Source organism: Cryobacterium zhongshanensis, assembly GCF_022760445.1.
Lineage (GTDB): Bacteria > Actinomycetota > Actinomycetes > Actinomycetales > Microbacteriaceae > Cryobacterium > Cryobacterium algoricola.
On the sequence record NZ_JALGAR010000004.1, the window covers coordinates 373,274 to 398,963 of the forward strand.

At 66.9% G+C, this 25,690-nt stretch carries 25 protein-coding genes and 1 tRNA gene; 17 read left to right on the forward strand and 9 right to left on the reverse strand.

From position 1 onward, the window contains the following. Nucleotides 1-107 precede the first annotated feature (107 nt). The 5 genes from MQH31_RS15910 (at nucleotide 108) to MQH31_RS15930 (ending at nucleotide 5,371) form a co-directional block, all read left to right on the forward strand. Nucleotides 108-1,400: an ABC transporter substrate-binding protein gene (locus MQH31_RS15910; RefSeq protein WP_198415895.1), complete on the forward strand. Its 1,293-nt coding sequence runs from the start codon at nucleotides 108-110 to the stop codon at nucleotides 1,398-1,400. An 84-nt stretch (nucleotides 1,401-1,484) separates the two neighbouring features. Further along, a complete protein-coding gene (locus tag MQH31_RS15915; RefSeq protein WP_241976267.1) occupies nucleotides 1,485-2,405 on the forward strand; it encodes a carbohydrate ABC transporter permease in 921 nt (306 codons plus the stop codon). Continuing rightward, nucleotides 2,377-3,252, forward strand: coding sequence for a carbohydrate ABC transporter permease (locus tag MQH31_RS15920; protein ID WP_243012839.1), 876 nt, complete (start codon nucleotides 2,377-2,379; stop codon nucleotides 3,250-3,252). Before MQH31_RS15915 ends, MQH31_RS15920 begins: the two co-directional genes overlap by 29 nt. Before the next feature lie 51 nt (nucleotides 3,253-3,303). Then, entirely contained in the window at nucleotides 3,304-4,164 is an 861-nt protein-coding gene (locus tag MQH31_RS15925) for a ketose-bisphosphate aldolase (protein ID WP_134534805.1), read from the forward strand. Between the two features lie 19 nt (nucleotides 4,165-4,183). Continuing rightward, entirely contained in the window at nucleotides 4,184-5,371 is a 1,188-nt protein-coding gene (locus MQH31_RS15930) for an ADP-dependent glucokinase/phosphofructokinase (RefSeq protein ID WP_243012840.1), read from the forward strand. 41 nt (nucleotides 5,372-5,412) lie between these two features. On the opposite strand, the gene MQH31_RS15935 is transcribed toward MQH31_RS15930, so the two are convergent. Together MQH31_RS15935 and MQH31_RS15940 are read right to left on the reverse strand one after the other, a co-directional pair. Continuing rightward, the gene (locus tag MQH31_RS15935; RefSeq protein ID WP_243012841.1) at nucleotides 5,413-5,802 is read right to left on the reverse strand and encodes a nuclear transport factor 2 family protein; all 390 of its coding nucleotides are present in this window, start codon (nucleotides 5,800-5,802) and stop codon (nucleotides 5,413-5,415) included. A 94-nt stretch (nucleotides 5,803-5,896) separates the two neighbouring features. Next, the gene (locus tag MQH31_RS15940) at nucleotides 5,897-6,076 is read right to left on the reverse strand and encodes a hypothetical protein (RefSeq protein ID WP_134534807.1); all 180 of its coding nucleotides are present in this window, start codon (nucleotides 6,074-6,076) and stop codon (nucleotides 5,897-5,899) included. Nucleotides 6,077-6,159: 83 nt separating this feature from the next. Here MQH31_RS15940 and MQH31_RS15945 point away from each other — a divergent pair, with 83 nt between their 5' ends. From MQH31_RS15945 to MQH31_RS15955, 3 genes are all read left to right on the forward strand, one after another. Further along, on the forward strand, nucleotides 6,160-7,818 hold the full coding sequence (locus MQH31_RS15945) for a cation:proton antiporter (RefSeq protein ID WP_243012842.1): 1,659 nt from the start codon (nucleotides 6,160-6,162) through the stop codon (nucleotides 7,816-7,818). Between the two features lie 78 nt (nucleotides 7,819-7,896). Then, nucleotides 7,897-9,315, forward strand: a complete 1,419-nt coding sequence (locus MQH31_RS15950) for a hypothetical protein (protein ID WP_243012843.1) — start codon at nucleotides 7,897-7,899, stop codon at nucleotides 9,313-9,315. Between the two features lie 119 nt (nucleotides 9,316-9,434). Next, nucleotides 9,435-9,842, forward strand: coding sequence for a hypothetical protein (locus tag MQH31_RS15955; RefSeq protein WP_243012844.1), 408 nt, complete (start codon nucleotides 9,435-9,437; stop codon nucleotides 9,840-9,842). A gap of 34 nt (nucleotides 9,843-9,876) precedes the next feature. On the opposite strand, the gene MQH31_RS15960 is transcribed toward MQH31_RS15955, so the two are convergent. Beyond that, on the reverse strand, nucleotides 9,877-10,401 hold the full coding sequence (locus tag MQH31_RS15960; protein ID WP_243012845.1) for a GNAT family N-acetyltransferase: 525 nt from the start codon (nucleotides 10,399-10,401) through the stop codon (nucleotides 9,877-9,879). Between the two features lie 255 nt (nucleotides 10,402-10,656). On the opposite strand from MQH31_RS15960, the gene edd reads away from it, so the two are divergent. After that, on the forward strand, nucleotides 10,657-13,152 hold the full coding sequence (gene edd / locus MQH31_RS15970; RefSeq protein ID WP_308196475.1) for a phosphogluconate dehydratase: 2,496 nt from the start codon (nucleotides 10,657-10,659) through the stop codon (nucleotides 13,150-13,152). Next, nucleotides 13,152-13,784 (forward strand): bifunctional 4-hydroxy-2-oxoglutarate aldolase/2-dehydro-3-deoxy-phosphogluconate aldolase, encoded by a 633-nt coding sequence (gene eda, locus MQH31_RS15975; protein WP_243012846.1) that lies wholly within the window; start codon nucleotides 13,152-13,154, stop codon nucleotides 13,782-13,784. The genes edd and eda overlap by 1 nt, the downstream gene beginning before the upstream one ends. A gap of 84 nt (nucleotides 13,785-13,868) precedes the next feature. Here the strand turns inward: eda and MQH31_RS15980 are convergent, their stop codons facing one another. From MQH31_RS15980 to MQH31_RS15990, 3 genes are all read right to left on the reverse strand, one after another. Further along, nucleotides 13,869-14,630, reverse strand: a complete 762-nt coding sequence (locus tag MQH31_RS15980; RefSeq protein ID WP_134534814.1) for a hypothetical protein — start codon at nucleotides 14,628-14,630, stop codon at nucleotides 13,869-13,871. A gap of 151 nt (nucleotides 14,631-14,781) precedes the next feature. Then, a complete protein-coding gene (locus tag MQH31_RS15985; protein WP_243012847.1) occupies nucleotides 14,782-15,576 on the reverse strand; it encodes a GNAT family N-acetyltransferase in 795 nt (264 codons plus the stop codon). Nucleotides 15,577-15,620: 44 nt separating this feature from the next. Then, nucleotides 15,621-15,691, reverse strand: a tRNA-Gly gene (locus MQH31_RS15990). Between the two features lie 72 nt (nucleotides 15,692-15,763). Between MQH31_RS15990 and dcd the strand changes: the two genes are divergently transcribed. Beyond that, nucleotides 15,764-16,366 (forward strand): dCTP deaminase, encoded by a 603-nt coding sequence (gene dcd, locus MQH31_RS15995; protein WP_134534816.1) that lies wholly within the window; start codon nucleotides 15,764-15,766, stop codon nucleotides 16,364-16,366. A 440-nt stretch (nucleotides 16,367-16,806) separates the two neighbouring features. Beyond that, nucleotides 16,807-17,340: a hypothetical protein gene (locus MQH31_RS16000; protein WP_134534817.1), complete on the forward strand. Its 534-nt coding sequence runs from the start codon at nucleotides 16,807-16,809 to the stop codon at nucleotides 17,338-17,340. Between the two features lie 7 nt (nucleotides 17,341-17,347). On the opposite strand, the gene MQH31_RS16005 is transcribed toward MQH31_RS16000, so the two are convergent. The 3 genes from MQH31_RS16005 to MQH31_RS16015 all read right to left on the reverse strand — a co-directional run bounded on the left by MQH31_RS16005 (nucleotide 17,348) and on the right by MQH31_RS16015 (nucleotide 20,059). Further along, nucleotides 17,348-17,794: a hypothetical protein gene (locus tag MQH31_RS16005; protein ID WP_243012848.1), complete on the reverse strand. Its 447-nt coding sequence runs from the start codon at nucleotides 17,792-17,794 to the stop codon at nucleotides 17,348-17,350. Between the two features lie 68 nt (nucleotides 17,795-17,862). Then, nucleotides 17,863-18,663 (reverse strand): isocitrate lyase/PEP mutase family protein, encoded by an 801-nt coding sequence (locus tag MQH31_RS16010; protein WP_243012849.1) that lies wholly within the window; start codon nucleotides 18,661-18,663, stop codon nucleotides 17,863-17,865. A gap of 76 nt (nucleotides 18,664-18,739) precedes the next feature. After that, the gene (locus MQH31_RS16015; protein WP_243012850.1) at nucleotides 18,740-20,059 is read right to left on the reverse strand and encodes an MFS transporter; all 1,320 of its coding nucleotides are present in this window, start codon (nucleotides 20,057-20,059) and stop codon (nucleotides 18,740-18,742) included. A gap of 197 nt (nucleotides 20,060-20,256) precedes the next feature. Between MQH31_RS16015 and dnaK the strand changes: the two genes are divergently transcribed. From dnaK to MQH31_RS16040, 5 genes are read left to right on the forward strand one after another with little or no spacing between them, the layout of a single operon-like run. Then, entirely contained in the window at nucleotides 20,257-22,125 is a 1,869-nt protein-coding gene (gene dnaK / locus MQH31_RS16020; RefSeq protein ID WP_134534821.1) for a molecular chaperone DnaK, read from the forward strand. After that, the gene (locus MQH31_RS16025; protein WP_243012851.1) at nucleotides 22,125-22,730 is read left to right on the forward strand and encodes a nucleotide exchange factor GrpE; all 606 of its coding nucleotides are present in this window, start codon (nucleotides 22,125-22,127) and stop codon (nucleotides 22,728-22,730) included. The genes dnaK and MQH31_RS16025 overlap by 1 nt, the downstream gene beginning before the upstream one ends. Then, nucleotides 22,723-23,730 carry a DnaJ C-terminal domain-containing protein gene (locus MQH31_RS16030; RefSeq protein ID WP_134534823.1) on the forward strand — a complete coding sequence of 336 codons (1,008 nt, stop codon included), beginning with the start codon at nucleotides 22,723-22,725 and terminating at the stop codon, nucleotides 23,728-23,730. The genes MQH31_RS16025 and MQH31_RS16030 overlap by 8 nt, the downstream gene beginning before the upstream one ends. Nucleotides 23,731-23,732: 2 nt before the next feature. Continuing rightward, entirely contained in the window at nucleotides 23,733-24,149 is a 417-nt protein-coding gene (locus MQH31_RS16035) for a heat shock protein transcriptional repressor HspR (protein WP_308196476.1), read from the forward strand. Continuing rightward, nucleotides 24,136-25,305 (forward strand): class I SAM-dependent methyltransferase, encoded by a 1,170-nt coding sequence (locus MQH31_RS16040; RefSeq protein ID WP_279238990.1) that lies wholly within the window; start codon nucleotides 24,136-24,138, stop codon nucleotides 25,303-25,305. Before MQH31_RS16035 ends, MQH31_RS16040 begins: the two co-directional genes overlap by 14 nt. Nucleotides 25,306-25,690: the final 385 nt, after the last annotated feature.

Genomic DNA, 25,690 nt, shown 5'->3' on the forward strand with positions numbered 1-25,690 from the left:
GCTTTTGTATGCTTGACGATCAGCAATTCACTCCGCTACCATCATGCAACAAGGCGCAGAAAAGCGCATACAACAGCAGAACACAGCAAAACTTGGAATGGAGAACCATGAATAGCAAAGGCGCTATGGTCCGGAGGGCCGTCGTCCCTCTTGTCGTCGCCGGCATGGCCGTCACCCTGATCACCGGGTGCAGTACCAGTAGTTCGGTTACCGCGACCGCAGACCCGAACGAGAAGGTCACGCTGGAATTCTCCCAGTGGTGGGAGCCGGAACTTCCAGCGGGGGCACTGCGCACCCTGATGGACGAATTCCAGACGGAGAACCCGAACATTACGGTCAAGCTGCTCAGCGCGCCGTACGCGGCAACCAAGGACCAGACTGTCGCCGGCGCAGCCTCGGGAGTCATGTCCGACGTTGTGGGACTTGACGGGGCGTGGGTGAGTGACTTCGCCAAGCAGGGCGCGCTTGCCGACCTCTCCCAGCTGATGAAGGATGCCGGGTACGACGAGAGCCAGCTGGCCAGTCAGGTCAAGATCAAGGACTCGACCTTCATGATCCCGGTGCTCAACTTCGTCTATCCCATGTTCACCAACGACGACCTGCTGGCCAAGGCCGGCGTCACGGCACCGCCCACCAACCGGACTGAGTTCACCGCGGCAGCCGAAGCCGTGACCAAGAGCGGGGACGCCAAGGGCTGGGTCCTCCCGCTTTCGCTCCAGGCGCCGAACGGAATCCAGAATGACGTCATGTCCTGGGCGTGGGCATCGGGCGGGAGCATGCTCAAGAAGGGCGCCCCGGACCTCACGAACGCCGATGTCACGAGCGCGACCAACTACGTGAAGGACCTCTGGGACAAGGGCGTCATCGCCCCCGGTTCCCTCACAATGACGGAACAGGACAAGGTGGAGGAATTCACCAACGGCCGTGTCGGCATGATGATCGACTCCCTGTCGCACGTCACGAGCATCCGGGAGAAGAACCCGAACCTCAAGTTCAGCATTTCGGCGATTCCCGCGACGGACGGTTTCACCGGCAAGCGCGGCATCCCATACGCGTCCTGGGGCATCGGCGTCTCCGACACCGGAAAGCACAAGGCGGAGGCCTGGAAGCTCGTGCAGTTCCTGATGAGCGAGAAGACCAACTCCACGCTGTCGACGCTCGCACACGCCTTCCCCGGGAACACGACGTCCACACCGGACTTCACCGGGACCGACCCGCTGTTCAAGACAGCGTTCGACATCTACAAAAGTGGCACGCCTGTCAACGAATTCGTCGGGCTGCCGGTCGCCGAACAGCTGATGCGTGACTTCGACGAGCAGTTCCAGGGCGCGCTGACCGGAACCCAGTCGGTCGACGACATGCTGACCAAGGCCCAGGCCGCCTGGACGGCGAAGTTCTAGCCGTTCCGGCGCACCCCAGCCTCGCGTGGCCGCGTCAGGACTCGTTCCCGGCGCGGCCACCCAAACTCAAGGAGGGACTACGTCTTGAGAACCACACGCACCACGGGTGCTGAGCCGAGGACCGCGGCGAAGTCGCTGACCGGCAGGCTCACGCCCTACGGATTCATCTCCCCGACCGCGGCCCTGCTCTTCGTCCTGATGTTCATCCCGATCGCCATGGTCATGGGCTACTCGCTCATGGACAACGTCATCACCAACAAACATCCGGAGTTCGTCGGGCTGGACAACTACGTCAAGGTGCTCAGCAACGGCGTCCTGCCGACTGCCGTGCTCAATACGGCGATCTTCACCATCGTCAGCGTCATTGCCCACCTCGTCCTCGGCCTGTTGTTCGCCATGATGCTCAACACGAAACTGCTCAGCAATCTCACCACGGGTCTCTTCCGGGTGATCTACGTTCTGCCGTGGCTGTTCACGGTCGCCATCATCGCCATCCTCTGGCGACTGCTGCTCAATCCGAACGGCGTCATCAACTACGTCCTGGTCGGCCTCGGGATCACTCCCACGGGCATCGAGTGGCTGTCGACGCCGGGGACGGCGTTGCTTGCCGTCACCTTCATCAACATCTGGGCCGGGTACCCGTTCTACATGGTCAGCCTCCTGGCCGGCCTGCAGGGGATTCCGACGGACCTCTATGAAGCAGCCAAGGTGGACGGGGCTTCGGCGCTCCAGCAGTTCTGGCACATGACGCTGCCTCAGCTCAAGCCCATCATCATCAGCATGTCCCTGCTCGACGTCATCTGGACGTCGCAGCAGTTCGCGCTGATCTGGATGACCACGGGCGGTGGGCCTATCAACGCGACCGAGATGCTGAGCACGTTCACGTACAAGCTGGCCTTCAGCAACTACGAGTTCTCCCAGGCGTCCGCGAGTGCCGTCCTGCTCCTGATCGTGTCGACGGTCCTCGCATACGTCTATGCCCGATACCAGAAAGCGCGGGAGTGAAATGGTTGCGACCAAACGACGGGTTCACCTGGCGAAGAAGACCGGACTGTTCATCGGACTGCTGATCGGCGCAGTCTTCGCCGGCTTCCCGGTGTTATGGATGGCTTCGAGTTCGTTCAAGTCGAATACGGAGATCTTTGCTTCCCCGCCGAAACTCATCACGGACAACTTCTCCTGGGATGCGTACACGTCGATCCTGACCGACCCCACCAAGGTGCGGTTCTTCATCAACAGCTACGTGGTGTCTTTGTCCGTCACGGTGTTGACTCTGCTCATCGCCATTCTCGCGGCGTATGCCTTCAGCCGATTCGAGTTCCGGTTCAAGAAACCCCTGAACATGATCATCGTGAGCGTGCAGGGCGTGCCTCCCATCACTCTGCTCATCCCGTACTTCGGGTTGATGGTGACCCTCGGCCTGTACAACACCTACCTGGGCTTGATCCTCACCTATATGGTGTTCACCCTGCCGTACGCGATCATCATGATGACCGGCTACTTCAACACCCTGCCCAAGGAACTGGACGAGGCGGCCCGGGTCGACGGGGCGAGTGCGATGGGAGCGCTGTGGCGAATCCTGGTGCCGATCTCCATCCCGGGCATCGTCTCGGTCGGCATCTACACCTTCATGATCTCGTGGAACGAGTTCCTCTTCGCGCTTACCCTGACCCGCACCCAGGACATGCGCACTGTGCCCATCGGCATCCAGCTTCTGATGGGTCAGAACTCCTACGAGTGGAACCAGATGATGGCGATGAGCATCCTCGGGTGCATCCCGGTCCTGCTCCTCTTCCTCTTCTTCCAACGCTTCTTCATCGGCGGCATGACCGCAGGAGCGGTCAAGAACTAGCCGCGTCTGTCTTTTCCCTCTCGTTTCACCCCAACCAAGGAGAACCCCCGCATGTTAATTAATGGCATCGACCTTCTGGCCGTCGCGAACGCGAACGACTTCGCGGTCCCGGCGTTCAACGTCAGCGACTACGCGATGATGAACGGTCTCTTCGAGATCAGCGAGGAGAAGAACTCACCGCTGATCATTGCGATCCACCCGGACGAACTGAGTCACATCGGCGTCGACATGCTTCCCGCGATCATTGCGCGCGCTCACCGCGCGACCGTGCCGGTTACCATCCACCTGGACCACGGGGCGACCTACGAGCAGGTGCTCGTGGCCATCCAGAGCGGTTTCACTTCCGTCATGATCGACGGATCCCTGCTTCCGTTCGCCGACAACGTGGCGATCACCAAGCGGGTCGTCGATGCAGCGCATGCCGTGGGAATTTCTGTCGAGGGTGAGCTCGGCACGATCGGCAAGACCGACAGCGAGGCCGAAGACGGCACGGCGAACATCATCTTCACCGATCCCGACGACGCGGTGAAGTTCATCGCATCCACCGGCGTGGACAGCCTGGCCATTGCCATCGGCACGAGCCACGGCATCTATCCCGCAGGCATGAAGCCAGAGCTCAAGCTCGACCTGCTCCGCGAGATCACCGGCAAGGTCGGCATCCCGCTGGTCCTTCACGGCGGATCCAACAACCCGGACCAGGAAATCGGCGAGGCCGTGCGGCTGGGTATCAATAAGATCAATATCTCGAGCGACATCAAGTCGTCGTACCACTCCAAGATGCGCGAGGTCCTGGCCGACCCGGGTGTCCGGGAGCCGAACACGATCCAGCCGCCCTGCGTCGCCGCCATGAAGGTCACCGCGGCGCAGAAGATCGACCTGTTCAACGCGGCCGGAAAAGCAGCACTCTACTAATCGATTGGCACACATTTCCATGCGCGAAAAACTGGTGTTGGGGCTCGGCGGCACCGTCGACTACGAGATCGCCTGGGACTCCCGGGTGATCGAGCACCTCATTCGCGAATACTCCATTCGCGCGTCGGAGCTGGATGCCGCGATCCCGGTGATGAGCGAGCGGGACCTGGTCGTCACGTTGCTCGCGTTTCTCGCGGGCGGTGCCGGAGGAGAGCGATTCGTCGCCTCCTCCGACATCGTGGAGACGTTCGCCGCCCGGTTCGATCGGAGGATCACCCTGGGCGGCACGTGCGTGCGCGCCGCGATGGCGATGCAGGCGCTCGGTGTCGAGAGCACGGTGCACCTGGTCAGCATCGACGATCACGTTCGCAGGCTGCTCCCCGCGGGATGCGCCTATCTCTGCAGTGCGGATCACGACACGACCGACCCGCATCTCATCGTCCAGTTCAGCGCGGGTGCGCGTGTCCAGGCCGGGGACATCGACCTGGATGCGCCGCACCCGAACCGGGTCATCTACGCCAATGATCCACCGAACGAACGGCTGCTGCTGAGCGAGGGTCTCGGAGAGGCGCTCCGAGAGGCCGAGATATTCCTGATCTCCGGGTTCAACGTCATCCAGGACACGGACCTGCTCCGAGAACGTTTGCTGGACATCCGGCAGCACATGCAACAGTTACCGCTCGATGCCGTCGTCTACTACGAGGACGCCGGATTCCATGTCCCGGCGATGAGCCGGTACGTGCGCGACGCCCTCATCGGGGTGATCGACGTGTACAGCATGAACGAGGATGAAATGCAGGCCTACCTGGGACGCCCCATCGATCTCCTGGCCGTCGACGAGGTGGCCGAGGCCCTCCGGGAATTGCAGCTCCTGATCCCCGCCGCGACCCTGGTCGTGCACACGAAGTACTGGTCACTCGCCCTCGGTGAGTTGGCAGCGTCCTATGCCGCGAGCCTGCAGGGGGGCATCACCATGGCGAGCACGCGGTATTGCTACGGGGACGATTTCACCGAGCGGGACTACCGGGAGATCGACAGCCGGGTGCCCAACGCGCTCGGCACCCGTTTCGCTGCCGACCTCGAGGACCGGATGGGCCCCACTGTCCGGTGCCTGCCCGCGTTCGCGCTCACCGTGGCCGCGCCGACAACAATCGGACTGGGCGACTCGTTCGTCGGCGGGTTCATCGCGGCCCTGGCTCGGCGCTAGCCGGGCGGAGAGCGGTCGAAGCCGGGCCGCCTGCTGTTGCCCTACCCTTGGTTCTGGATCTGCCAGGAGCCCCGGATGGGATGAGTGTCGTACACGATGTGCAGGCGTCGAATGAGTCCGCCCTCATCAAGCTCAGCGACATCGACAACGGTGAAGGGGGCAGGAGTTCCGTTCGCGAGAACCCAATCGAAATCAAACCAGAATGCAAGCGTCTTGGCGTCCGCGCTCAGGAGGGTCTCCCGGAGCGTGAGCACGGACTCTGCCGTGTCGGCGAACAGCGCCGGGTAGAAGTCTCGCGCTGGCTGGACACCGTAGAGAGGAGAATCTACGACCCCGTCCGGCGTGAAAAGGTTGATGGCCAGGTCAGCATCGGCTGTGCTGAGGGCCTTCAGGTAGGTACTCACGAGGACGTCCGGAGAAATTGAGTTCACGGATCTATCCTGCCGCAACGCTCCTGACAGCGCGTTCTACGGCTACGCCGTCGCGCTGCGCTCCGCAGGCACCTCTCGCCGAGGCCGGGCGTGGTCAGGAAGGGAGGGTGCCCCGGGGCATGACGACGATCAGGAAAGTCGCGATCGGTCCCAGGAGGAGGGACAGCAACCACCAGATCAGCCGGCCGCGCCCCTTCGACTCCGCCAACCCCGCGTTCACGAGGGTCAATGCGAACCACCATCCGCCGAACGTTGCCTGATTTCCGATGTCCATGGCCTCATGATCGCAGACGTGTGACCCAGGCGTCGTCCGCCCATGGGCAAGACTGGGACCACGGCTTCCGGAAGGCAGGCACCATGGACGTACAGCTGCTCCTCGTGATGACCGGCGCCCTCTTCATCGCGGCCTTCGCGCACCGCCGGGGAGCGCAGGCCGGCATCATCACGGTCACGCTCGCCGCCGCGCTCTCGTTCCTGCCCGGACTCCCGCGGCTGCAGCTCGACCCGCACCTGATCCTCGGGGTTGTGGTGCCGCCGCTGCTGTACTCCGCCACCCTGAACTTCTCGCTCTTCGCGTTCCTCAGGAACCTCCGCAGCATCCTCGGCCTCGGCGTGGGGCTCGTCGTCTTCACGACCGTCGTCGTCGGATTCCTCACCTCGTGGCTCGCGCCGGAACTCGGCCTGGCCGGGGCGCTCGTCCTCGCCGCCGTGGTCGCCCCACCGGACTCCGTCACGACCGTGAGCCACGGACGCGAGCTCGGCCTCCCCCGTCGCACGGTCTCGATCCTCACCGGGGAGAGCCTGGTCAACGATGCGGCGGCGCTCACCCTGTTCGCCGTCGCGGTCGCAGCGGTCACCGGCGACGCCGGCTTCATCGAGAACCCGTTCCTCTTGTTCGGCTGGGAGGCCGTGATCGGGCTCCTCCTCGGGGTGATTCTCGGCCGGCTCATGTCATCGGTGCGGGCGAAGGTGGGGAACCCCACCATCGAGAGCGGCCTCAACCTGCTCGTGCCGTTCCTGGCGTATTTCGCCGCCGAAAGCCTGCACGCCTCCGGCATCATCGCGGTCGTCGCCGCCGGCTTCACCGTGAGCCTGGCCAACTACCGCACGGTGCCCGCGGGCACTCCCTCCACGGCGTTCCGCACCCGGCTGCAGGAGGCCGCGCTCTGGCCCGTGGTGGACCTGCTCCTGGAGGCGTTCGTCTTCGCGTACATGGGATTGCAGTTCCGGTTCGTTCTGGAAGACCTGGCCGAGTCGAGCACCCCGGCCGGATCGACGATCGGCCTCGCGCTGATCGTGCTCCTGGCCGTGGTGCTCTGCCGCTTCGCGTGGGTGTACTTCAGCTACGGTCGGTCGCAACTGGCCCTCCTCGTGTACGCCAAACGCCTCGCCCGCTCGCTCGAACCGGCGGCGATGGTCCGTCGACGTGATCGGCGCGATCGGCGCGGGCCCTCCGGCGGTCGGGGCGGTCGCGGCGGGACCTCCGGCGGTCGGGGTAGGCCGGGCGAGTCTGCGGGTCGCCGGCAGGGCGGCCGCGACCTCGGCCACATCGAGACCCTCACTCCGCCGGAGAACCTGCTCGTCTCCTGGACCGGGATGCGCGGCATCATCACCCTCGCCGCGGCCGGCGGCATCCCCCTCACCATTGCGTCGGGGGCGCCGTTTCCCGGCCGCACCCTCATCCAGACGGTCGCGTTCATCGTCGCGGTCGGCACCCTGCTGCTGCAGGGCGCGACGCTGCCGGTGCTCGCCCGGATGCTGCGCATCGACACGAGCGCGGAAGACGCCGAGATCGAGGAGGGCAGGGCCAGGGCCCGCGCCGTCGCGGACGCCGCCGGGGCCGCATCAGACGATGCGACCGCTCCGGTCGACGAGTACGCGGGCGCCAGCTTCGACCGCCAGCGCAATGCCCTGACCCGGGCGGTGCGGGAACGCGCGATCGACCCCGCGAGCGCGACGGACATCATCCGTGAGATCGATGCCCGGCAGGAAGCGGCGACACCGCCCCTCGACTGACCGTGAACCGAGCGGCGTGCGGGCAAAGCTGCTAAACAGGGGTGCGCTCGCACACTCCGAGCGCACGGGGGGCGTCGCATGGTTCAGGGTTCTCGAGAGCGGATGCCGTCGGGTGCGCGCCCCTTTCGCGGTGCGTCCGTCTCCGGCCGGCGCGCACTCGCAGCCATCGTCCTGTGCGTCCTGGCGACGGGCGCCCTCACCGCCTGCTCGCCTCAGGGGAACGCCGCGAACAAGTGGATGCGCGACCACCCCATCGTGCAGTCGTCCTCGATGCACCTGGATGGGTGCGAGGCGATGTGCGACCCCAACGTCAGCGCGAAGATCAAGGACTCCGCCACCGACGACCAGGTGCGTCAACTCGCGCGGGACTCCGCGCAGTACCTCGCCGGGAAGAACGCCCTCAGAATGTCGCTGGAATATCACCGGGTGACACTCTTCGTCGATGAGGACGCGACGACAACGTCTGCCCTGGCCGACATCCTGATCGCCATCACCCACGACCCCGCTGTCACCGACGGGATGGTCGATACCCGGGGCCTCGATCTCGTCACGACGAAGGCTCAGCTGTTGCCCGTGTACACCGCTTACAGCGCGGGGAGCCCGGCCCCCGTCAGCGTCCGAACCTCGTGGGGCGGGGACGGATTCTCCCTCTCGAATGAGGCTCCGCAGCTCGCCGCGGACGGCGGGGCGCCGACCTGCCTCGCCAACGCGAACCTCCTCGCCGTGGTGGGAGATCTCATCGCCGACCCGGAGGTCACGTCCCTGGACGCGTCGATGTGTTCGGACACGAACGTCGGGACGATTGACATCGCGGCCGTGACGCGTGTCGCAGCCGTCCTCCAGCCCCTCGCGGCCGACCCGCTGCTGGCTGCCAACACCTTCACCGTCTCCGTCGACGGCGACCTGGCCTCCGATTCCCTCCGTACGGTGACGGCGGCCAGCGCCGGCTACGGTCCGTTCCTCGACTTCCTGGGGGCACTCCCGGGCGTGACGACCTACCGGACCACTGCCGACGGCACGATCGCCGTCTCGCCGGTGGCCGCCGGCCAGTGCGCGGCCGTCACGACGGCGATCGACGCCGAGCCGCGCCCGGCGGGGGTCAGTAAGGTGGCCGTCAGCTGCGGTTCGTACGGGGTCTACGTGAACGGCGACGGGACCGTTCCGGCCCAGCTCGGCCTGGTCGCCGCGCTCGCCGCGCTCGGGACCGGAGACGCGGCGGTCCCGGTGTACGTCTCGCCGACCCGGTTGTCGCTCACGCCGCACCAGTACACCCCGGTGCTGGGGCGCCAGATCGTCGACGCCGTCATCGCGAGCGGACTGTGGAAGACCCGGCCCACCGAAATCGCCGTCTTCGACCGTCCGACCGTTTTCACCGTCGAATGGGAAGCCGGAGGAGAAGCGTCGCGGGCAACCCGTTCCGATGCCACCGACCCGACGAAGAAGCTCCTCGCCGACCTCGACGCGCAGTGGACCGCCCAGCGCCTCGCGCAGCCGTAGCACCGGTGTAGACCCGCACCATCGCGATTCACAACCGGAGGAGAACGGCCGTGTTAGTGCCCCAGAGAAACAGGGAAACGAGTTCGACGACCGGCGGGATGAACTTGTTGGTCGCGTGGGTGATGTTCAGTGTTGCGCCGCTGTTCCTGTTGGGCGGGGCCCTGTTCGTCGTCCAGGGGAATCTGCTCATGGGACTGGTGATCGCGGCCGTTGCCTATTTCCCCGTCAGCTTCGGTTGCACCCACTTCCGGGCCGGGCGTCTCGAACGGGCCGCGCATCGCACCTACCTGAGTGAGCACCCCGCGGAACCGGGGACACGTCGGCCGCGCCGGGACCCGCGGGAAGCCGAGGCGATCAGTGCTGAGGAGGCCCGGATCAGGGGCGAGGAGTGGGACAGGGAGGTGCAGACCACCTTCATCGATGAGGCCGAGAGTGCCGGGGACCTGTCTGCGGTGTTGCTGCTCCGGAGCGAAACCCCCGCCGAATCCGTCCGGCGCCTCGACATCACCCGTCCGAGCGACCTCTGACGGCCTCCGCGGATTCCCGCCGTAGCGGTGTGGGTCACGCCCGCTGTGCGGTGAGCTGCTTGACCATTTCGAGCTCCCGCGTCGTCGGGTCGAGGTCGTATGGCGCGGTCACTCCGGTTGCCGCGAAGCCGCGGTGCTCGTACGCGGCACGGGCACGGTCATTGTGCTCGTGCACGTGCAATGTGAGCCGACCCGATTCCGTGAGCGCCCAGTCCTCGATCCGCGACAGCAGCGCATCCGTCACGCCCGCCGCCCCGCCGCGGTAGTCCGGCGCGACGTAGACGCCGACGAGCAGCGGGCCGGTGGCCTCGTCGGGAATGTAGCCGGCCATCGTGCCGATCCAGCGGCCGGACGGCGCGATCGCCACGACCACGATGGAATGCTCGGTGGTGCCGCGCGCACCGCGCATGGTCCATTCGGCCTCGTCGTGCGCGAGCGCGACGTCGAAGGTCTCCCCGAAGGCGAGGGGCGTGTCGCGGAGCATTTCCAGGCGAAGTTCCCGGATCTCGCGCCAGTCTGCTGCCGTCGTACTGCGAATCGTGAAGCCCTCGGTCATCATCCACGCACGATAGCAGGGAAGCGCGCCGGGCCCCCGGGGCAGCGCCGCGCTCGCCGCGTTCGTGCCGCGTGCGGGCCGCACACGCGTCGACTTGACGGCTCTCTCCCGGAGTGCCACACTCGCAATATCTGATTAATCAGATTAATCTGATTAATGAAATTCAGCGTCAACCTCGCTGTGCCCGCGGTCAGCGGAGCGCGGTGACCTGGGCCTGACAATGAGGTCGCGCCGACGCGTCCTCGCGAGAGGACGACGATGTACTCATCCACACCACCCGGACTGACGGACGCCACCCCACCAGCCCGCGTCAGCAGCGACCCGCACACCCCTGTCGGCGTGCCCGACCGGCACCCGGTCCTGGTCGTGATGGGGGTCTCCGGCTCGGGTAAGTCGACCGTCGCCGCTCTCCTCGCCGGCCAGCTCGGGTGGGACTTCGTCGAGGGCGACGATCTGCACCCCGCGGCGAACGTGGCCAAGATGGCGTCGGGCAGTCCACTCACCGACGAGGACCGCTGGCCCTGGCTCGACACCGTGTCGTCGTGGATCGTCGGGCACACCACGGCAGACCGTCCCGGCATCGTCACCTGCTCGGCGCTGAAGAAGAAGTATCGGGAAGTGCTGCGCGAGCAGAACGTGATCTTCGTGCACCTTGTCGGCTCGAAGGAACTGCTCGGCGCACGGATGTCCGCCCGACTCGACCACTACATGCCGGCCAGTCTTCTCGATTCGCAGCTGGACACCCTGGAGCCGTTGGATTCCGACGAGCGGGGCATCCTGATCGACGCGGCGAGGCCGCCGGCCGAGGAGGCCGCCAGGATCGTCACGATGCTCGGCCTGCGACCGGCCGCCGGCTCGTCCGCACTCGGTGCGGCCACACCGGGGCCTTCCACCGCTCAGCTGCCGGTCACCACCGCGGTGATCCATCCGGTCGTCGAAGCGGTCACGCGCCGCATCATCGAACGCAGCGCAGGAACCCGGGCGCGGTACCTGGCCCGGATCGACGCCGCCGCGGAGCAGGGACCGACCCGCGGTCGCCTGGGCTGCGCCAACCTCGCTCACGGGTTCGCCGCCACCGGCCAGCAGGACAAGGCCGCGCTGCGCGCCTTCGTGAAACCGAACATCGGGATCGTGTCCTCCTACAACGACGTGCTCTCCGCCCACCAGCCGTTCGCGGCCTACCCGGCGATCCTCAAAGACGCCGTCCGGAAGGCCGGAGGCATCGCACAGGTCGCGGGCGGCGTGCCCGCCATGTGCGACGGCATCACCCAGGGCAGGGACGGCATGCAGCTGTCGCTGTTCAGCCGGGATCTGATTGCCATGGCGACCGGTGTCGCGCTGGCCCACGACCTGTTCGACGGCGCGCTTCTCCTCGGCGTCTGCGACAAGATCGTGCCCGGCCTGGTCATCGGCGCCCTGGCCTTCGGTCACCTCCCGGCCCTCCTGGTGCCGACGGGCCCGATGAGCTCGGGGATCCCGAACAAGGAAAAGAGCCGCATCCGCGAGCTCTATGCCGAGGGACTGGCCGACCGGGAACAACTACTCGAGGCCGAGACGGCGTCGTACCACTCCGCCGGCACCTGCACCTTCTACGGAACGGCGAACTCCAACCAGATGCTGATGGAAGTCATGGGCCTGCATCTCCCCGGAGCGAGCTTCGTCAGCCCGGACTCTCCGCTGCGCGAGGCGCTCACCGCGGCGGCGGCCCGCCAGGTGGTCGCGCTGACCGAGCTGAAAGACCAGTACACCCCGATCGGACGCGTGGTCGACGAGAAGTCGATCGTGAATGGGGTCGTTGCCCTCCTGGCCACGGGAGGGTCGACCAATCACACGCTGCACCTCCCGGCCATCGCGGCCGCCGCGGGGATCCAGCTCACCTGGCAGGACTTCGCGGACCTGTCCGAGGTCGTTCCCCTGTTGGTCCGCATCTACCCGAACGGCCCCGCCGACATCAACCACTTCCACGCCGCCGGGGGCACGGCGTTCCTGATCGGCCAGCTGCTCGACGCGGGTTTAGCGCACCCCGACGTCCGCACCGTCGCCGGCGCAGGGCTCGACGCCTACCGCCGGGAGCCGGTGCTCGACGGAACCGCACTGAGCTACCGGCCCGGGCCCGCCGTGAGCCTCGACACGGATGTGCTGCGGCCCGCCTCGGCGCCCTTCGCACCGAACGGCGGGCTCCGGATGCTGAACGGCAACCTCGGCAGCGCCGTCATCAAGGTCGCCGCGGTGGCGACCGAACACCACATCATCGAGGCGCCCGCTGTGGTGTTCGACGACCAGCACGTCTTCCTCGCGGCATTCGAAGCCGGTGAGCTCGACCGTGATCTCGTGGCCGTGATTCGCTACCAAGGACCGTCCGCGAACGGGATGCCCGAGCTGCACAAGCTCACCCCTGCCCTCGGCATCCTCCAGGATCGCGGCTATCAGGTCGCGCTCGTCACCGACGGACGGATGTCCGGAGCCTCCGGGAAGATCCCGGCCGCCATCCACCTCACCCCCGAAGCGGCAGCGGGTGGCCCGATCGGCCGCATCCGCGACGGCGACATCCTGCGCCTCGACGCGACGGCGGGCACCCTCGACGTCCTCATCGGCGACGACGTCTTCGCCGCCCGGGAGGTCACCGGTGTCGCGCTCGACGACGCCAGCTGGTCCGGCACGGGCCGGGAACTGTTCTCGGTCTTTCGCCGGCACGTCGGCCCGGCCGACCGCGGCGCCAGCGTCATCACCAATACCCACGAAGGAGCCCTCTGATGTCCACCCTGAACTCCGCTCAATTGCTCGATCTTGCGCCCGTGATCCCCGTCGTCGTCATCGACGACGCGGATCGCGCGGTGGAACTGGCCCGGGCCCTCGTCGCGGGTGGCCTGCCGGTCATCGAGGTGACGCTGCGCACCCCCGCCGCACTGCGTGCGATCAGCGCGATCGCCGAGCAGGTGCCCGGAGCCGTCATCGGCGCCGGAACAGTGAACAACCCGGTGCTCGTGCGTCGGGCGACCGAGGCCGGCGCCCAGTTCCTGATCTCGCCCGGGTCGACCGATGCCCTGCTCGACGCGATGGACGCATCCGGTCTGCCCTACCTGCCGGGAGCGGCGACCGCGTCCGAGGTCCTGCGGTTGATCGAGCGCGGACATCCGCAGATGAAGTTCTTCCCCGCCGAGGCGTCCGGCGGCCACGCCGTGTTGCGCTCGCTCGCGTCGCCCCTGCCCGAGGCTCGGTTCTGCCCGACGGGCGGGATCACCCTCGCGAGCGCGCCGGTCTACCTCGCGCTGCCCAACGTGGGATGCATCGGCGGCACCTGGATCACTCCGCTGGATGCCATTGAGCTCGGCGACTGGACGCGCATCGAAGGGCTGGCCCGACAGGCCGCCGGCCTGCGGCCCTGAGGCGACGGCCGCGGTGCGGGCCCCCAGCCCGCGGGCCTGGCCAGGTCTGGACCAGGCCAGACCTAGCCCAGGCCGGGGTCAGATTTAGCTCAGGCCGGCGATCCGGTTCAGGGCGGCACGCATGATGAGCTCGGCGGGGTCGCCCAGGACCTCGTGGTTGAGGTAGAACGCCTCGAACCAGGCGCGCACCTCCTCCTCGGGGAGCCCGACCGCGACCCAGTCGACGCCGGCGACCGCCTCGGACGCCGGTTCCCCCGTGGCCGCATCGAGCCACGCCCGCACGATCGGTGTCTCGGGGTCCGCGTCCTCCGGGTTCCAGGTGAGGAGCAGGCTGTGTGCCTCATCGTCCGCGTGCAGATGGTCGGTGCGCCCGGAGCCCAGCCACGGCAGCATCATCTGCTCGCCGGGAATGGCCACGTCCACGATCTCCAGGGGAATCACCCCGTAGTCGCGGGCGTAGACCCGAAGCCCCTCGTGGTGCCAGTCGGCGGCTTCCTCGGCGTCCTCCGCGAGATCCTCGAGCAGAGGAAGGGTGTGCTTCACGAGCGCCAGGGCCCACGCCACGAGTTCCTTCGTCTCCCGCTTCGGCCACGGGCTGCGATCGCTCTCTTCCCCGTCGGCGGCATGGAAATGATGCTCGACACCGTCGGGCGTCGTTTCCAGGTGCAGCTCTCCGCCCTCGAACCCGATGGAGAACACAGCCACTTCTTCTTCGTCGGCCTCGCCCTCACCGTCGACGAACCAGTCGGCGTTCAGCACGGGGTTCCGGAACTGGGTCGGCAGCGGCGGAGCCTCCAGCGGCAGGTCGCCCAGGTCCAGCACCGCCCGGAAGACAGTGTCCGGCATTCGCAAAGTTGGGTCAGTCACAGGTACTCCTCGGTTCGGGTCGAGAATACCGGAGTCTGGTGGCGTCCTCGCACCCGGAATCGACGAGGCGGACGGGCATGCGGCCCACGAGACTCGTGCCGGTCATCCGCTTGTCGAAACCCGCAGAATCTCAGGGTGCGAGCTCGATCGCGACCTGGGTCTCGGTGTTCTCGAAACCGACGGATCGGTAGATCCTGATCGCGTGGTAGTCCGGGTCGGCAACCATGACCAGAGTCGTCGCTCCCAGAGCCGTCAGGCCGTACGTGCTCACATAGTGCACGAGCGTTCCGGCAAGGCCGCGACCTCGCGCTTCGGGGTGGGTGTCCACGCTCTGAAACCGGGCGAGACCGTGGCCATCCGAGAACAGGCCCATGCCCGAAACCATTCGGCCGTCCAGGAACGCGCCGAACCACGAGCCGGCGCCCTTCTCCTGGAGTGCCGCCATTGACGTCATCGACTCGCCGAGGAACCGGCGGTGGCCGGTGGGCTCCCTCGTGGGCGCGTTCGCCATCCGGAGGTCGATCGCGGCTTCCCTGTCGAGGGGGTCGGCGAGGTCGAGCCTGCGGTAGGTCGCATCGCGGTTGGGGTGCGGTGGCGCGTGGACGGCCGTGGCGGTCATCACGACGCTGGCCTCCACGTCGTATCCGGCGGCGGCGAACTCGGCGAATGCCGCGGTTCCTCCCCGGGCACCGTCCACTCCGAACGCACGGTGGGATGCCGTGGGAAACTCCCGAGTGAAGGCCTCTTCCCAGTGGAGAACGCTCGTCGACGACGGGTCAGCACGGAGAAGCAGGAAGTTACCCCACCAGAAATCCGGATTGTGCGGGCTCCGGACCGCCAGGTAGTCGTCGTGCTCCTCGATCGCACTTCCTTGCAGCGCGAGAAGCATGAGATCTGTCCGGAAGCCAAGCGAATTAATGAGCATGCTCCGAACCTAGCAATCCCAGGCCGAACGACTCTTTACAAGGGAGCGGATGACGGGAATCGAACCCGCGCTATCAGCTTGGGAAGCTGAAGTTCTACCATTGAACTACATCCGCGCGTCCAGCAGCGGGCAGAGCCTGCACCGGAACCGTGCCAGCATATCAAGTCCTCGCCGTTAGGCTGGACCCGTGCTGCTCTCCGATCGTGATATCAAGGCCGAAATCAACGCGGGACGAATCGGGCTCGAGCCCTACGCTCCGGAGATGATCCAGCCTTCGAGCGTCGACGTGCGCATCGATCGCTACTTCCGGTTGTTCGACAACCACAAGTACCCCTATATCGACCCGGCAGAGGATCAGCCCGAGCTCACCCGGCTGATCGAGATCCCGCACGACGAACCGTTCATCCTGCACCCCGGCGAATTCGTGCTCGGCTCCACCTATGAGAAGGTCAGCCTCGCCGACACGATCGCCGCCCGCCTCGAGGGCAAGAGCTCGCTCGGTCGCCTCGGCCTCCTCACCCACTCGACGGCCGGATTCATCGACCCGGGCTTCACCGGCCACGTGACCCTCGAGCTCAGCAACGTCGCCACCCTGCCGATCAAGCTCTGGCCCGGCATGAAGATTGGCCAGCTCTGCTTCTTCCAGCTGAGTTCCGCCGCCGAGCGCCCGTACGGCTCGAGCCAGTACAGCTCCCGCTACCAGGGCCAGCGCGGGCCGACGGCGTCGCGCTCGTTCCAGAACTTCCACCGCACGGATGTCTCCGTCGAGCCGACCGCGGGCGTCGAGTAGTCGCGACTCCCGCTCTGCACCCGCTCCGCGGCAGTACGCGTGGCTAACTCAGGAGACTTGCCGGGCTGGCGGGCCTCGGCCGCACTGGTCCGGGCGCTGCGTGCGGTCGGCCGCGCGGTTTTCCTGAGTTAGCCCCCGGCGGGCATCCGAGAGACTTGTCTCGTTCGGCCTGGCCTCGCGGTGGGCGTTTGCTCCTGCCCTGGTGCCGGAGTGGCTAACTCAGGAGATTTGCCGGGCTGGCGGGCATCGGCCGCACTGGTTCGGGCGCTGCGTGCGGTCGGCCGCGCGGTTTTCCTGAGTTAGCCCCCGGCGGCGGTCGCAACCGGGGGTTGCGTCATCGTGCGGCAGGCCGGGGGCCAGGGCGGAGGGAAAAAGGGCTGATCGGTGTGCACGAGGCCGGGTTCACACGGGCGCAACATGCGGCCGGTAAAATCGGGAGCATGACGACGACATCCGTACCCGGTTTTGCCGAGACGCTCATCGCGCCCGGCCCGACGCCCGAATATCCGGGGCGGATGCGTCGTTTCGGCCAACTCGTCGGCAGCTGGGCGGCTAAGGGGTCACGCCTGGACGAGTCCACCGGCGACTGGCACGAGCGCGAGTTCACCTGGATCGTCGAATTCGTGCTCGACGGGCGCGCGGTGCAAGACGTCGAGGTCGTCGACGTTCCCGTGAGCGACACGCATCCCGACGGCCGGGAAACCGTGGCCATGGCCGTGCGCGTCTACGACCCCCACGCCGGCGCCTGGCGGGTCAGCTACTTCGCCCCCGCGATCGGCGAGTACTGCCACCTCGTGGCGACCCCGCACCGCAACGGGCTGCGCCAGGACGGCACCGGCACCGACGGCCGTCCGATCCGCTGGAACTTCGTCTCCATCACCGCGGACGCGTACTCCTGGGAGGGTTGGGTCTCCAACGACGAGGGCGCTACCTGGGTGCTCGTCGAGCACAACGAGGCCACCCGCATCCGCTGACCGGCAGCTAGCGCGCCACGCGCTCCCTGGCCGGCTCCAGGTCGCGGACCACGCCGGGCGCGAGGCCCAGCAGGGCAAAGACGGCGATCAGTTCCAGTGCGCCGAGGCTGAAGTAGATCGTCTGCAGATCCGAGTACTGCCTGATCAGCGCGATCTCCACGAAGATCCAGATCATCATGCCGAAGCCGGCGACGACGGTCGCGATCAGCGCCCAGCCGCTGCGGCGCAGCAGGCCGACTGCCGCGAGGAGCTGGGTGCCGCCGGCGACAACGCCGAGGATGAGCCCCGGAACGAAGTACGACGAGAACGGCGTGCCGTCAAGATAGGCCAGCGGCAGACCGCCGCCATTGAACCCCGAGCAGAGCACCATGCCGGCGAAGGCCGATACCGCTCCGAACAGGAGCAGACCGATCAGGATGCCGCGGACCAGCGCGGCGGAAACGTTGAGTTTCATCTCGGGAACCTCTCACTTTCTCCCGAGCATATTCCCCAAATCGCCGCCCTGCTGGCCCATGCGCCCCGCTAGAGCGAGAAGGGAAAGCCCAGATCGTCCGGGTAATCCCCCAGGGAGGTGAGCTGCGTCGCCGAGCGCTGCAGCGCGGCGAGCGTGAGTCCGAGCGTGCCGGGCCCGAAGCTCACCCGGGAGACGCCGAGTTCGGCGAGCCTGGCCAGGGGAACGGCACCCGGGTGCCCGATCACCGACACTCGACCGTTGACCTCGTCGAGGGCCCGCTTGACCTTGTCCTCGTCGCCGAGTCCGAGGAAGAAGATGACGTCGGCACCGGCGTCGAGGTAGGCGTTGGCGCGCGCGACGGCCTCGCTCCACTCGCCGCCGCCGGCGAGAGTGTCCACCCGGGCGTTGATCACGAGCGGCACGCCCGCGGCGTCCGCCCCGGTTCGTGCGGCGGACACCCGGGCGGCCGCGGTTGCGATGTCGTACTGCGGCGCCTTCGCCGCGCCGATCGAGTCCTCGAGGTTGATGCCCGAGGCGCCGGCCTCCTCGACGAGGCGACGGACGTTACGGGCGACGCCGGCGGCATCCGCTGCGTAGCCCTTCTCGAAGTCGACAGACACCGGCAGGTCGACCGCACCGATGATGATGCGGGCGGCGGCGATCGCCTCGTCGACGGTGAGCCCGCCGCCGTCTTCGAGGCCGCGCACGTTGGACACCGAATGCGACGCCGTCGCGAGGGCCGTCACGCCGGGCGCCTCCGACACGATCTTCGCGGTGATGGCGTCCCAGACGTTCGTAACGATGAGCGGCGTGCCAGGAACGTGGAGCGCGTTGAGAAGTTCGGCCTTCTGGATCTGCTGAGTTGTCATGCCCCCAGCCTGACAAAGAACCCGACCGAGGCCGAGATCACAGCGGATGTCCAGACGATGGACAGGGACCGCCCAGCTACGCGAGCGGGTGCTGCCTGGACTTCACCGGGATCAGCAGCAGCAGCCCGACCAGGAGCACGAGCGCGATGCCGAGGATGCCCCAGACCTGGCTGCCGGACAGGCTGACGAACAGGGCGAAGAGCGTCGGTGCGAGGAAGGTCGCCGCCTTCCCGGTCGTCGCGTAGAGGCCGAAGATCTCGCCCTCGCGCCCGGCCGGGATACTGCGAGCCAGGAAGCTGCGGCTCGCGGACTGGGCCGGCCCGACGAACACGCACATCAGCAGGCCGAAGATCCAGAACATCGTCGCGCCGCCGGTGGCGAAGAAGAAGACGGCGAGGCCGGCGACGATCGTGCCGGACAGGGCGACCACCATCACGTTCTTGGCCCCGAGTCGGTCGTCGAGGCGGCCGACGAGCACCGTGGAGATGCCGGCGATGATGTTCGCGACGATCGCGAAGATGATCACGTCGCCGCTCGAGAAGCCGAAGGTGCCGGCCGCGAGGATGCCGCCGAACTGGAACACCCCGGTCAGGCCGTCACGGAAGACCGCGCTCGCGATCAGGAACAGCGCCATCTGGCGGTCATTGCGCCAGAGGGCGGCCACGTCGCGCCCGAGCAGGACATAGGAGCGGAAGAAACCGACCCGCTCGCGCTGGGCAGCGGCGGGGGCTCTGTACTCCTTGACCCGGAAGAGCAGCGGCAGGGCGAACAGTCCGAACCAGGCGGCCGCGATGAGCATCGACACCCGCACCGACAGCCCGTTGGCGTCCGTGACACCGAAGAGCCCGACGTCGGGGTGGATGAAGCCGAAGTAGAGGATGAGCAGCAGCACGATGCCGCCGAAGTAGCCCATCGACCACCCGAAGCCGCTGACCCTGCCGATGGTCTTCGGCGTGGAGACCTGGCCGAGCATCGCGTTGTAGTTGACGGTCGCGAATTCGTAGAACACGGTCCCGGCGGCGAGAAGGATCAGCCCGAGCAGCAGGAAGTCCGGAGAGGCCTGCACGAAGAACATCGCCGCCGTGAGGCCGACGACGATGAACGTGTTGACGCCGAGCCAGAGCTTGCGGCGACCGGAAGCGTCGGAGCGCTGCCCCGTGATCGGAGCGAGCAGGGCCACGAGCAGGCCGGCGATCGCGAGCGCCCAGCCGAGCTGGGCCGAGATGACGTCCTTGTCTCCGAACGACGACCCGGTGAGGTACACGGTGAAGACGAAGGTCGTGACGACGGCGTTGAAGGCGGCCGAACCGCCGTCCCAGAGGCTCCAGGCGATCACGCCGCGCCCGGCCGAGGTGGGGTGTTCTGCCGTGCCGCGGTGTTCCGCTGTCCCAGTCATGCGCTCAGAGTAGTGGTCGCCGGGGAACAGCGGGGAAATTACTCGGGAATCCAAAGTTGAGTCACTCCCACTCAACTTTCAGCTGGCTGGCTTGACTCCGATTTCAGGCGGTGCCACACTTGAGTCAATACCGCTCAACTCTTCGATGATCATACCGATCGTCCCGTTGAGCTCATACTTTGAAGGAGAACGCACACATGGCCCGTGCAGTAGGCATCGACCTCGGAACCACCAACTCGGTGGTGGCCGTCCTCGAGGGTGGAGAACCCACCGTTATCGCGAACGCCGAAGGCTTCCGCACCACCCCGTCCGTCGTCGCATTCACCAAGGACGGCGAGGTACTCGTCGGTGAGACCGCCAAGCGCCAGGCCGTCACCAACGTCGACCGCACCATTTCCTCGGTCAAGCGCCACATGGGCACCGACTGGACCGTCGGCATCGACGACAAGAAGTACACCCCGCAGGAGATCTCCGCCCGCATCCTCGCGAAGCTGAAGCGCGACGCCGAGCAGTACCTCGGCGACAAGGTGACGGATGCCGTCATCACCGTCCCCGCATACTTCAACGACGCCGAGCGCCAGGCCACGAAGGAGGCCGGAGAGATCTCGGGCCTCAACGTGCTCCGCATCATCAACGAGCCGACCGCGGCCGCGCTCGCCTACGGCCTCGACAAGGGCAAGGAAGACGAGCTCATCCTGGTCTTCGACCTCGGCGGCGGAACGTTCGACGTTTCCCTCCTCGAGGTGGGCAAGGACGACGACTTCTCGACCATCCAGGTGCGTTCGACCGCCGGTGACAACCGCCTCGGCGGCGACGACTGGGACCAGCGCATCGTCGACTACCTGATCAAGAAGTTCAAGGAAACCACCGGCGTCGACGTCTCCAAGGACAAGATCGCCAAGCAGCGCCTCAAGGAAGCCGCGGAGCAGGCCAAGAAGGAACTCTCCAGCAGCATGTCCACCAGCATCCAGCTGCCGTACCTCTCCCTGACCGAGAACGGCCCGGCCAACCTCGACGAGACGCTGACCCGCGCCCAGTTCGAGAAGATGACCGAGGACCTCCTCGACCGCACCAAGAAGCCCTTCCAGGACGTCATCCGCGAAGCCGGCGTCAAGGTGGGCGACATCGCCCACGTCGTGCTCGTCGGTGGTTCGACGCGTATGCCCGCCGTCTACGAGCTCGTCAAGAGCGAGACCGGTGGCAAGGACCCGAACAAGGGTGTCAACCCGGACGAGGTCGTCGCCGTCGGCGCAGCACTCCAGGCCGGTGTGCTGAAGGGCGAGCGCAAGGACGTCCTGCTGATCGACGTCACCCCGCTGAGCCTCGGTATCGAGACCAAGGGCGGCATCATGACGCGCCTCATCGAGCGCAACACGGCCATCCCGACCAAGCGCAGCGAAACCTTCACCACGGCAGACGACAACCAGCCGTCCGTCGCGATCCAGGTCTTCCAGGGCGAGCGTGAGTTCACCCGCGACAACAAGAACCTCGGCACCTTCGAGCTGACCGGCATCGCGCCGGCCCCGCGCGGCATCCCGCAGGTCGAGGTCACCTTCGACCTCGACGCCAACGGCATCGTGCACGTGTCCGCCAAGGACAAGGGCACCGGCAAGGAGCAGTCCATGACCATCACGGGCGGTTCCTCGCTCGCGAAGGAAGACATCGAGCGCATGGTGCGCGAGGGCGAAGAGCACGCCGCAGAAGACAAGCGTCGTCGCGAAACCGCCGAGACCCGCAACACCGCTGAGCAGCTCGCGTACTCGATCGAGAAGCTCCTCAAGGAGAACGACGAGAAGCTCCCGGCCGAGGTCAAGACCGAGGTCCAGGCCGACGTCGACGCACTCAAGTCCGCGCTCGCCGGAGACGACGACGCGGCCGTGAAGACCGCGTACGACAAGCTCAACGAGAGCCAGGGCAAGATTGGCGAGGCCATCTACAAGTCGAGCCAGGCGGATGCCGCGACGCCCCCCACCGAGACCGGCGAACCGACCGCTGACGCGGGCAAGTCCGACGAAGACGTGGTTGACGCCGAGGTTGTCGACGACGAGGAAGAAACCAAGAAGTAATGGCCAAGGACAAGGGTCCGGTCAACGGGCCGTCCGACGAGGAAGTGGAGCCGGTCGCCGCAGAGGAATCCGCGGCGGCCGAGGCCTCCGCTGACTCCGAGGCAGCGGCATCCGCTGAGGGCATCGAAGAAGACGAGTTGACGGTCCAGGACATCCTGGACGCCGCCACTCGCGAGGTCGCAGAGCCGACGAGCGAACATCTCGCCGACCTCAAGCGGGTCACCGCCGAGTATGCGAACTACCGCAAGCGCACCGAGGCGAACCGCGAGATCGAGCGTGAGCGCGTGACCGTGGACGTCGTCAAGGGCATGATTCCGGTGCTCGATGACCTGGACCGTGCTGAGAAGCACGGCGACCTCGTCGCAGACTCCGCATTCAGCACCATCGCAGCCAAACTGCGCACGAGCGTGGAGCGCCTCGGCGTGAAGCCGTTCGGCACGGTCGGCGAACCGTTCGATCCCACCGTGCACGAGGCCATCTTCCAGATGCCGACGCCCGATGTGACGGTCGACACGGTCGGCGAGGTGGTCGAGACCGGCTATTTCCTGGGCTCGACGCTGTTGCGTGTTGCCAAGGTCGTAGTCCAGGTACCGAGCGATGGCTAGCCAGGACTGGTTCGACAAAGACTTTTACAAGGTCCTCGGCGTCTCGAAAGACGTGACGCCGGCCGACCTCAAGAAGGCCTATCGCAAGCTCGCACGCAAGTATCACCCGGACTCCAACCCGGGCAATCCTGCGGCGGAAGCGAAGTTCAAGGAAATCAGCGAGGCGCACTCGGTGATCGGCGACCCTGCACAGCGGAAGGAATACGACGCTGTGCGGGCCATGGGCGGTGGAGCACGCTTCACCGCCCCCGGTGGCGGGGGTTCCCAACAGGGCGGCGGCTTCGACGACGTCTTCGGCGGCATGTTCGGTGGGGGTGCCCGGCAACAGGGCTACTCCTATCAGCAACAGGGCGGGTTTGACGACCTGCTCGGCGGCATGTTCGGCCGGGGCGGCGGCGCAGGTGGCTTCGGAACGTCAACGGGAGGGTTCCGCGGTTATGGCGGACCGACCCGGGGTCGTGACGTGGTCGCATCGACGACCGTCGACTTCATCACCGCGACCCACGGCGACCAGATCACCCTGCAGACGCAGGACGGTCGGGCCATCAAGGTCAGGATTCCCGCCGGCGTCGCCGACGGGCAGAAGATCAAGCTGCGCGGCCAGGGGCAGCACAGCCCGGACGGCGGCGAGGCCGGCGACATCGTCCTCACCGTGACGGTGCGCAAGCACCCCGTGTTCGAGCGCGACGGCCTGAACCTCAGGCTGCACGTGCCCGTGACGTTCGTCGAGGCCGCCCTCGGCGCGACGATCGAAGTGCCGACCCTGGGCGGAGCGCCGGTCAAGCTGCGCATCGCCCCCGGCACGCCGAGCGGGCGGGTCCTGCGCGTCAAGGGACGCGGCGTCGTGACCCCGAAGGGCACCGGCGACTTGCTCGCCGAGGTCCAGGTCGCGGTGCCGTCGCACCTGTCCAAGGACGCCGAGGAGAAGCTCGCGGCCTTCGCCGCTGCTCTCCCCGACGAGAACCCTCGTGACGAGCTGCTGGCGAGAGCGAGAGACTGACGGTGGACGAAAACACCCGGGTGTTCGTCATCTCGACGGCCGCAGAGCTTGCGGGCATGCACCCGCAGACGCTGCGACAGTACGATCGCCTGGGCCTGGTGAGTCCGGACCGCACCCCGGGCCGGTCTCGCCGGTACTCGATGCGTGATGTGGTGAAACTGCGGGAGATCGCGGAGCTGGGTGCCGAAGGCGTGAGCCTCGAAGGCATCCGGCGAATCATCGCGCTCGAGGACCACGTGCGCCGGCTCGAATCGCGCCTGCGCGAACTCGAGTCCGCACTCGCCGATGAACTGCTGAACCGTCCGGGCCGTCGCGTTTTCGCGGCCGGCCCGGCCGGTGAGGTCATCTCCATGCGCGCGGGTACCCGTACCCGCCGCGCCAACCAGGTCGTCATCTGGCGTCCGCTTGACGACCTCTGATCCCGTGGCGCCCGATCCCGCTGGGTTCGGCCCCGCCGCGTTCGACTTCGCCACGCTCCGGCGTTTCCCCGATGTCGAAGCCTCCAACCTCTTTGCGGTCGACGCGAGCGACCGGCTGATCCTCGACGAGGCGGCGGCGAGTCTTCCCGCCGAACGGCTCGTCGTTATCGAGGACCGATACGGCGCCCTCACCCTCGGCGCCGCCGCACTCTTCGGGGCCACCGGCATCCGCGTGCACCAGGACGCGCTCTCGGGCGAGGCCGCCCTCGCCCGGAACGCCGGGGAGCTCGGTCTCACCGACCGGTACCGCTCGTTCCCGCTGGGCGAGGACCTCCTGTCCGGCGCGACCCTCGTTCTCCTCCAGCTGCCGCGCAGCCTCGCCGCCCTCGACGAGATCGCCGCCGCCATCGCCCGCTTCGCCGATCCGACGGTCGTGGTGGTCGCCGGCGGGCGTCTCAAGCACATGACGCCGGCCATGAACGAGGTCCTCGCGCGGCACTTCGAGAGGCTCCAGGTCTCCCCGGCCCGGCAGAAGTCCCGGGTGCTGCGTGCTTCCGGCCCCCTTCGCGCCACGGAGCAGGTGAGCCCGGACTGGCCGCACGTCAGCAGGCACGACGACCTCGGGCTGACTGTGTGCGCCCACGGGGCCGCCTTCGCCGGAACCACGATCGACATCGGCACCCGCTACCTGCTGGGGTTCCTCGACCGCATGAAGCCGGGCGCCGTGCGCGCGATCGACCTCGGCTGCGGCACGGGGGTGCTCGCGGCCGCGCTCGCGCAGCGCCGACCCGAACTCACGATGATCGCGAGCGACCAGTCGGCCGCGGCCGTCGCATCCGCAAGGGCGACCATGATCGCCAACGGGGTCGCCGACCGGGTGACGGTCGTGCGCGATGACGCGCTCGGTTCCCAGGCGGATGCCTCGAGCGAGTTGATCCTGTTGAACCCGCCGTTCCACATCGGCTCCTCCGTGCATGCCGGCATTGCGCTCAAGCTCTTCGCCGATGCCGCACGGGTGCTCCGCCCCGGCGGTGAGTTGTGGACGGTGTGGAACACGCACCTCGGCTACCGGCCGGCGCTCACGCGCCTGGTCGGCCAGACGCACCAGGTGGACCGGAACGCCAAATTCACGGTCACGGTTTCCGTGCGCCGGTAGGCTCCGGCCGCGTGAAACATGCCGGAAATGGCGGTGTGATCTATCCGACACGCCCGGGATGCGGCCGAGAGTTGCGGCCCCCGACGGTTCACCGTAAAGTCATCTAAGTCACCCCACAGGTGCGGAAAGCCGAAGCGCTTACCGGCCTCAAGCGGGACCACTTCCAATCCCGATCAACGCGTAAATTCGTTGGTTGAGGTTGATGGCGTTTCACCAGATTCCCTTAGCGGGGGACCGAGCGAAACGACACGAAAGAAGAATAAGGAATTGCCTCGAAGCGACAGTCCATAAGGGCCTGAAGTCGAGGTGTCCGATCCTTGAGAACTCAACAGCGTGCACAATGTCAAATGCCAAAAACCTCGTGGTTTGGATCCGTTTCTAGCGG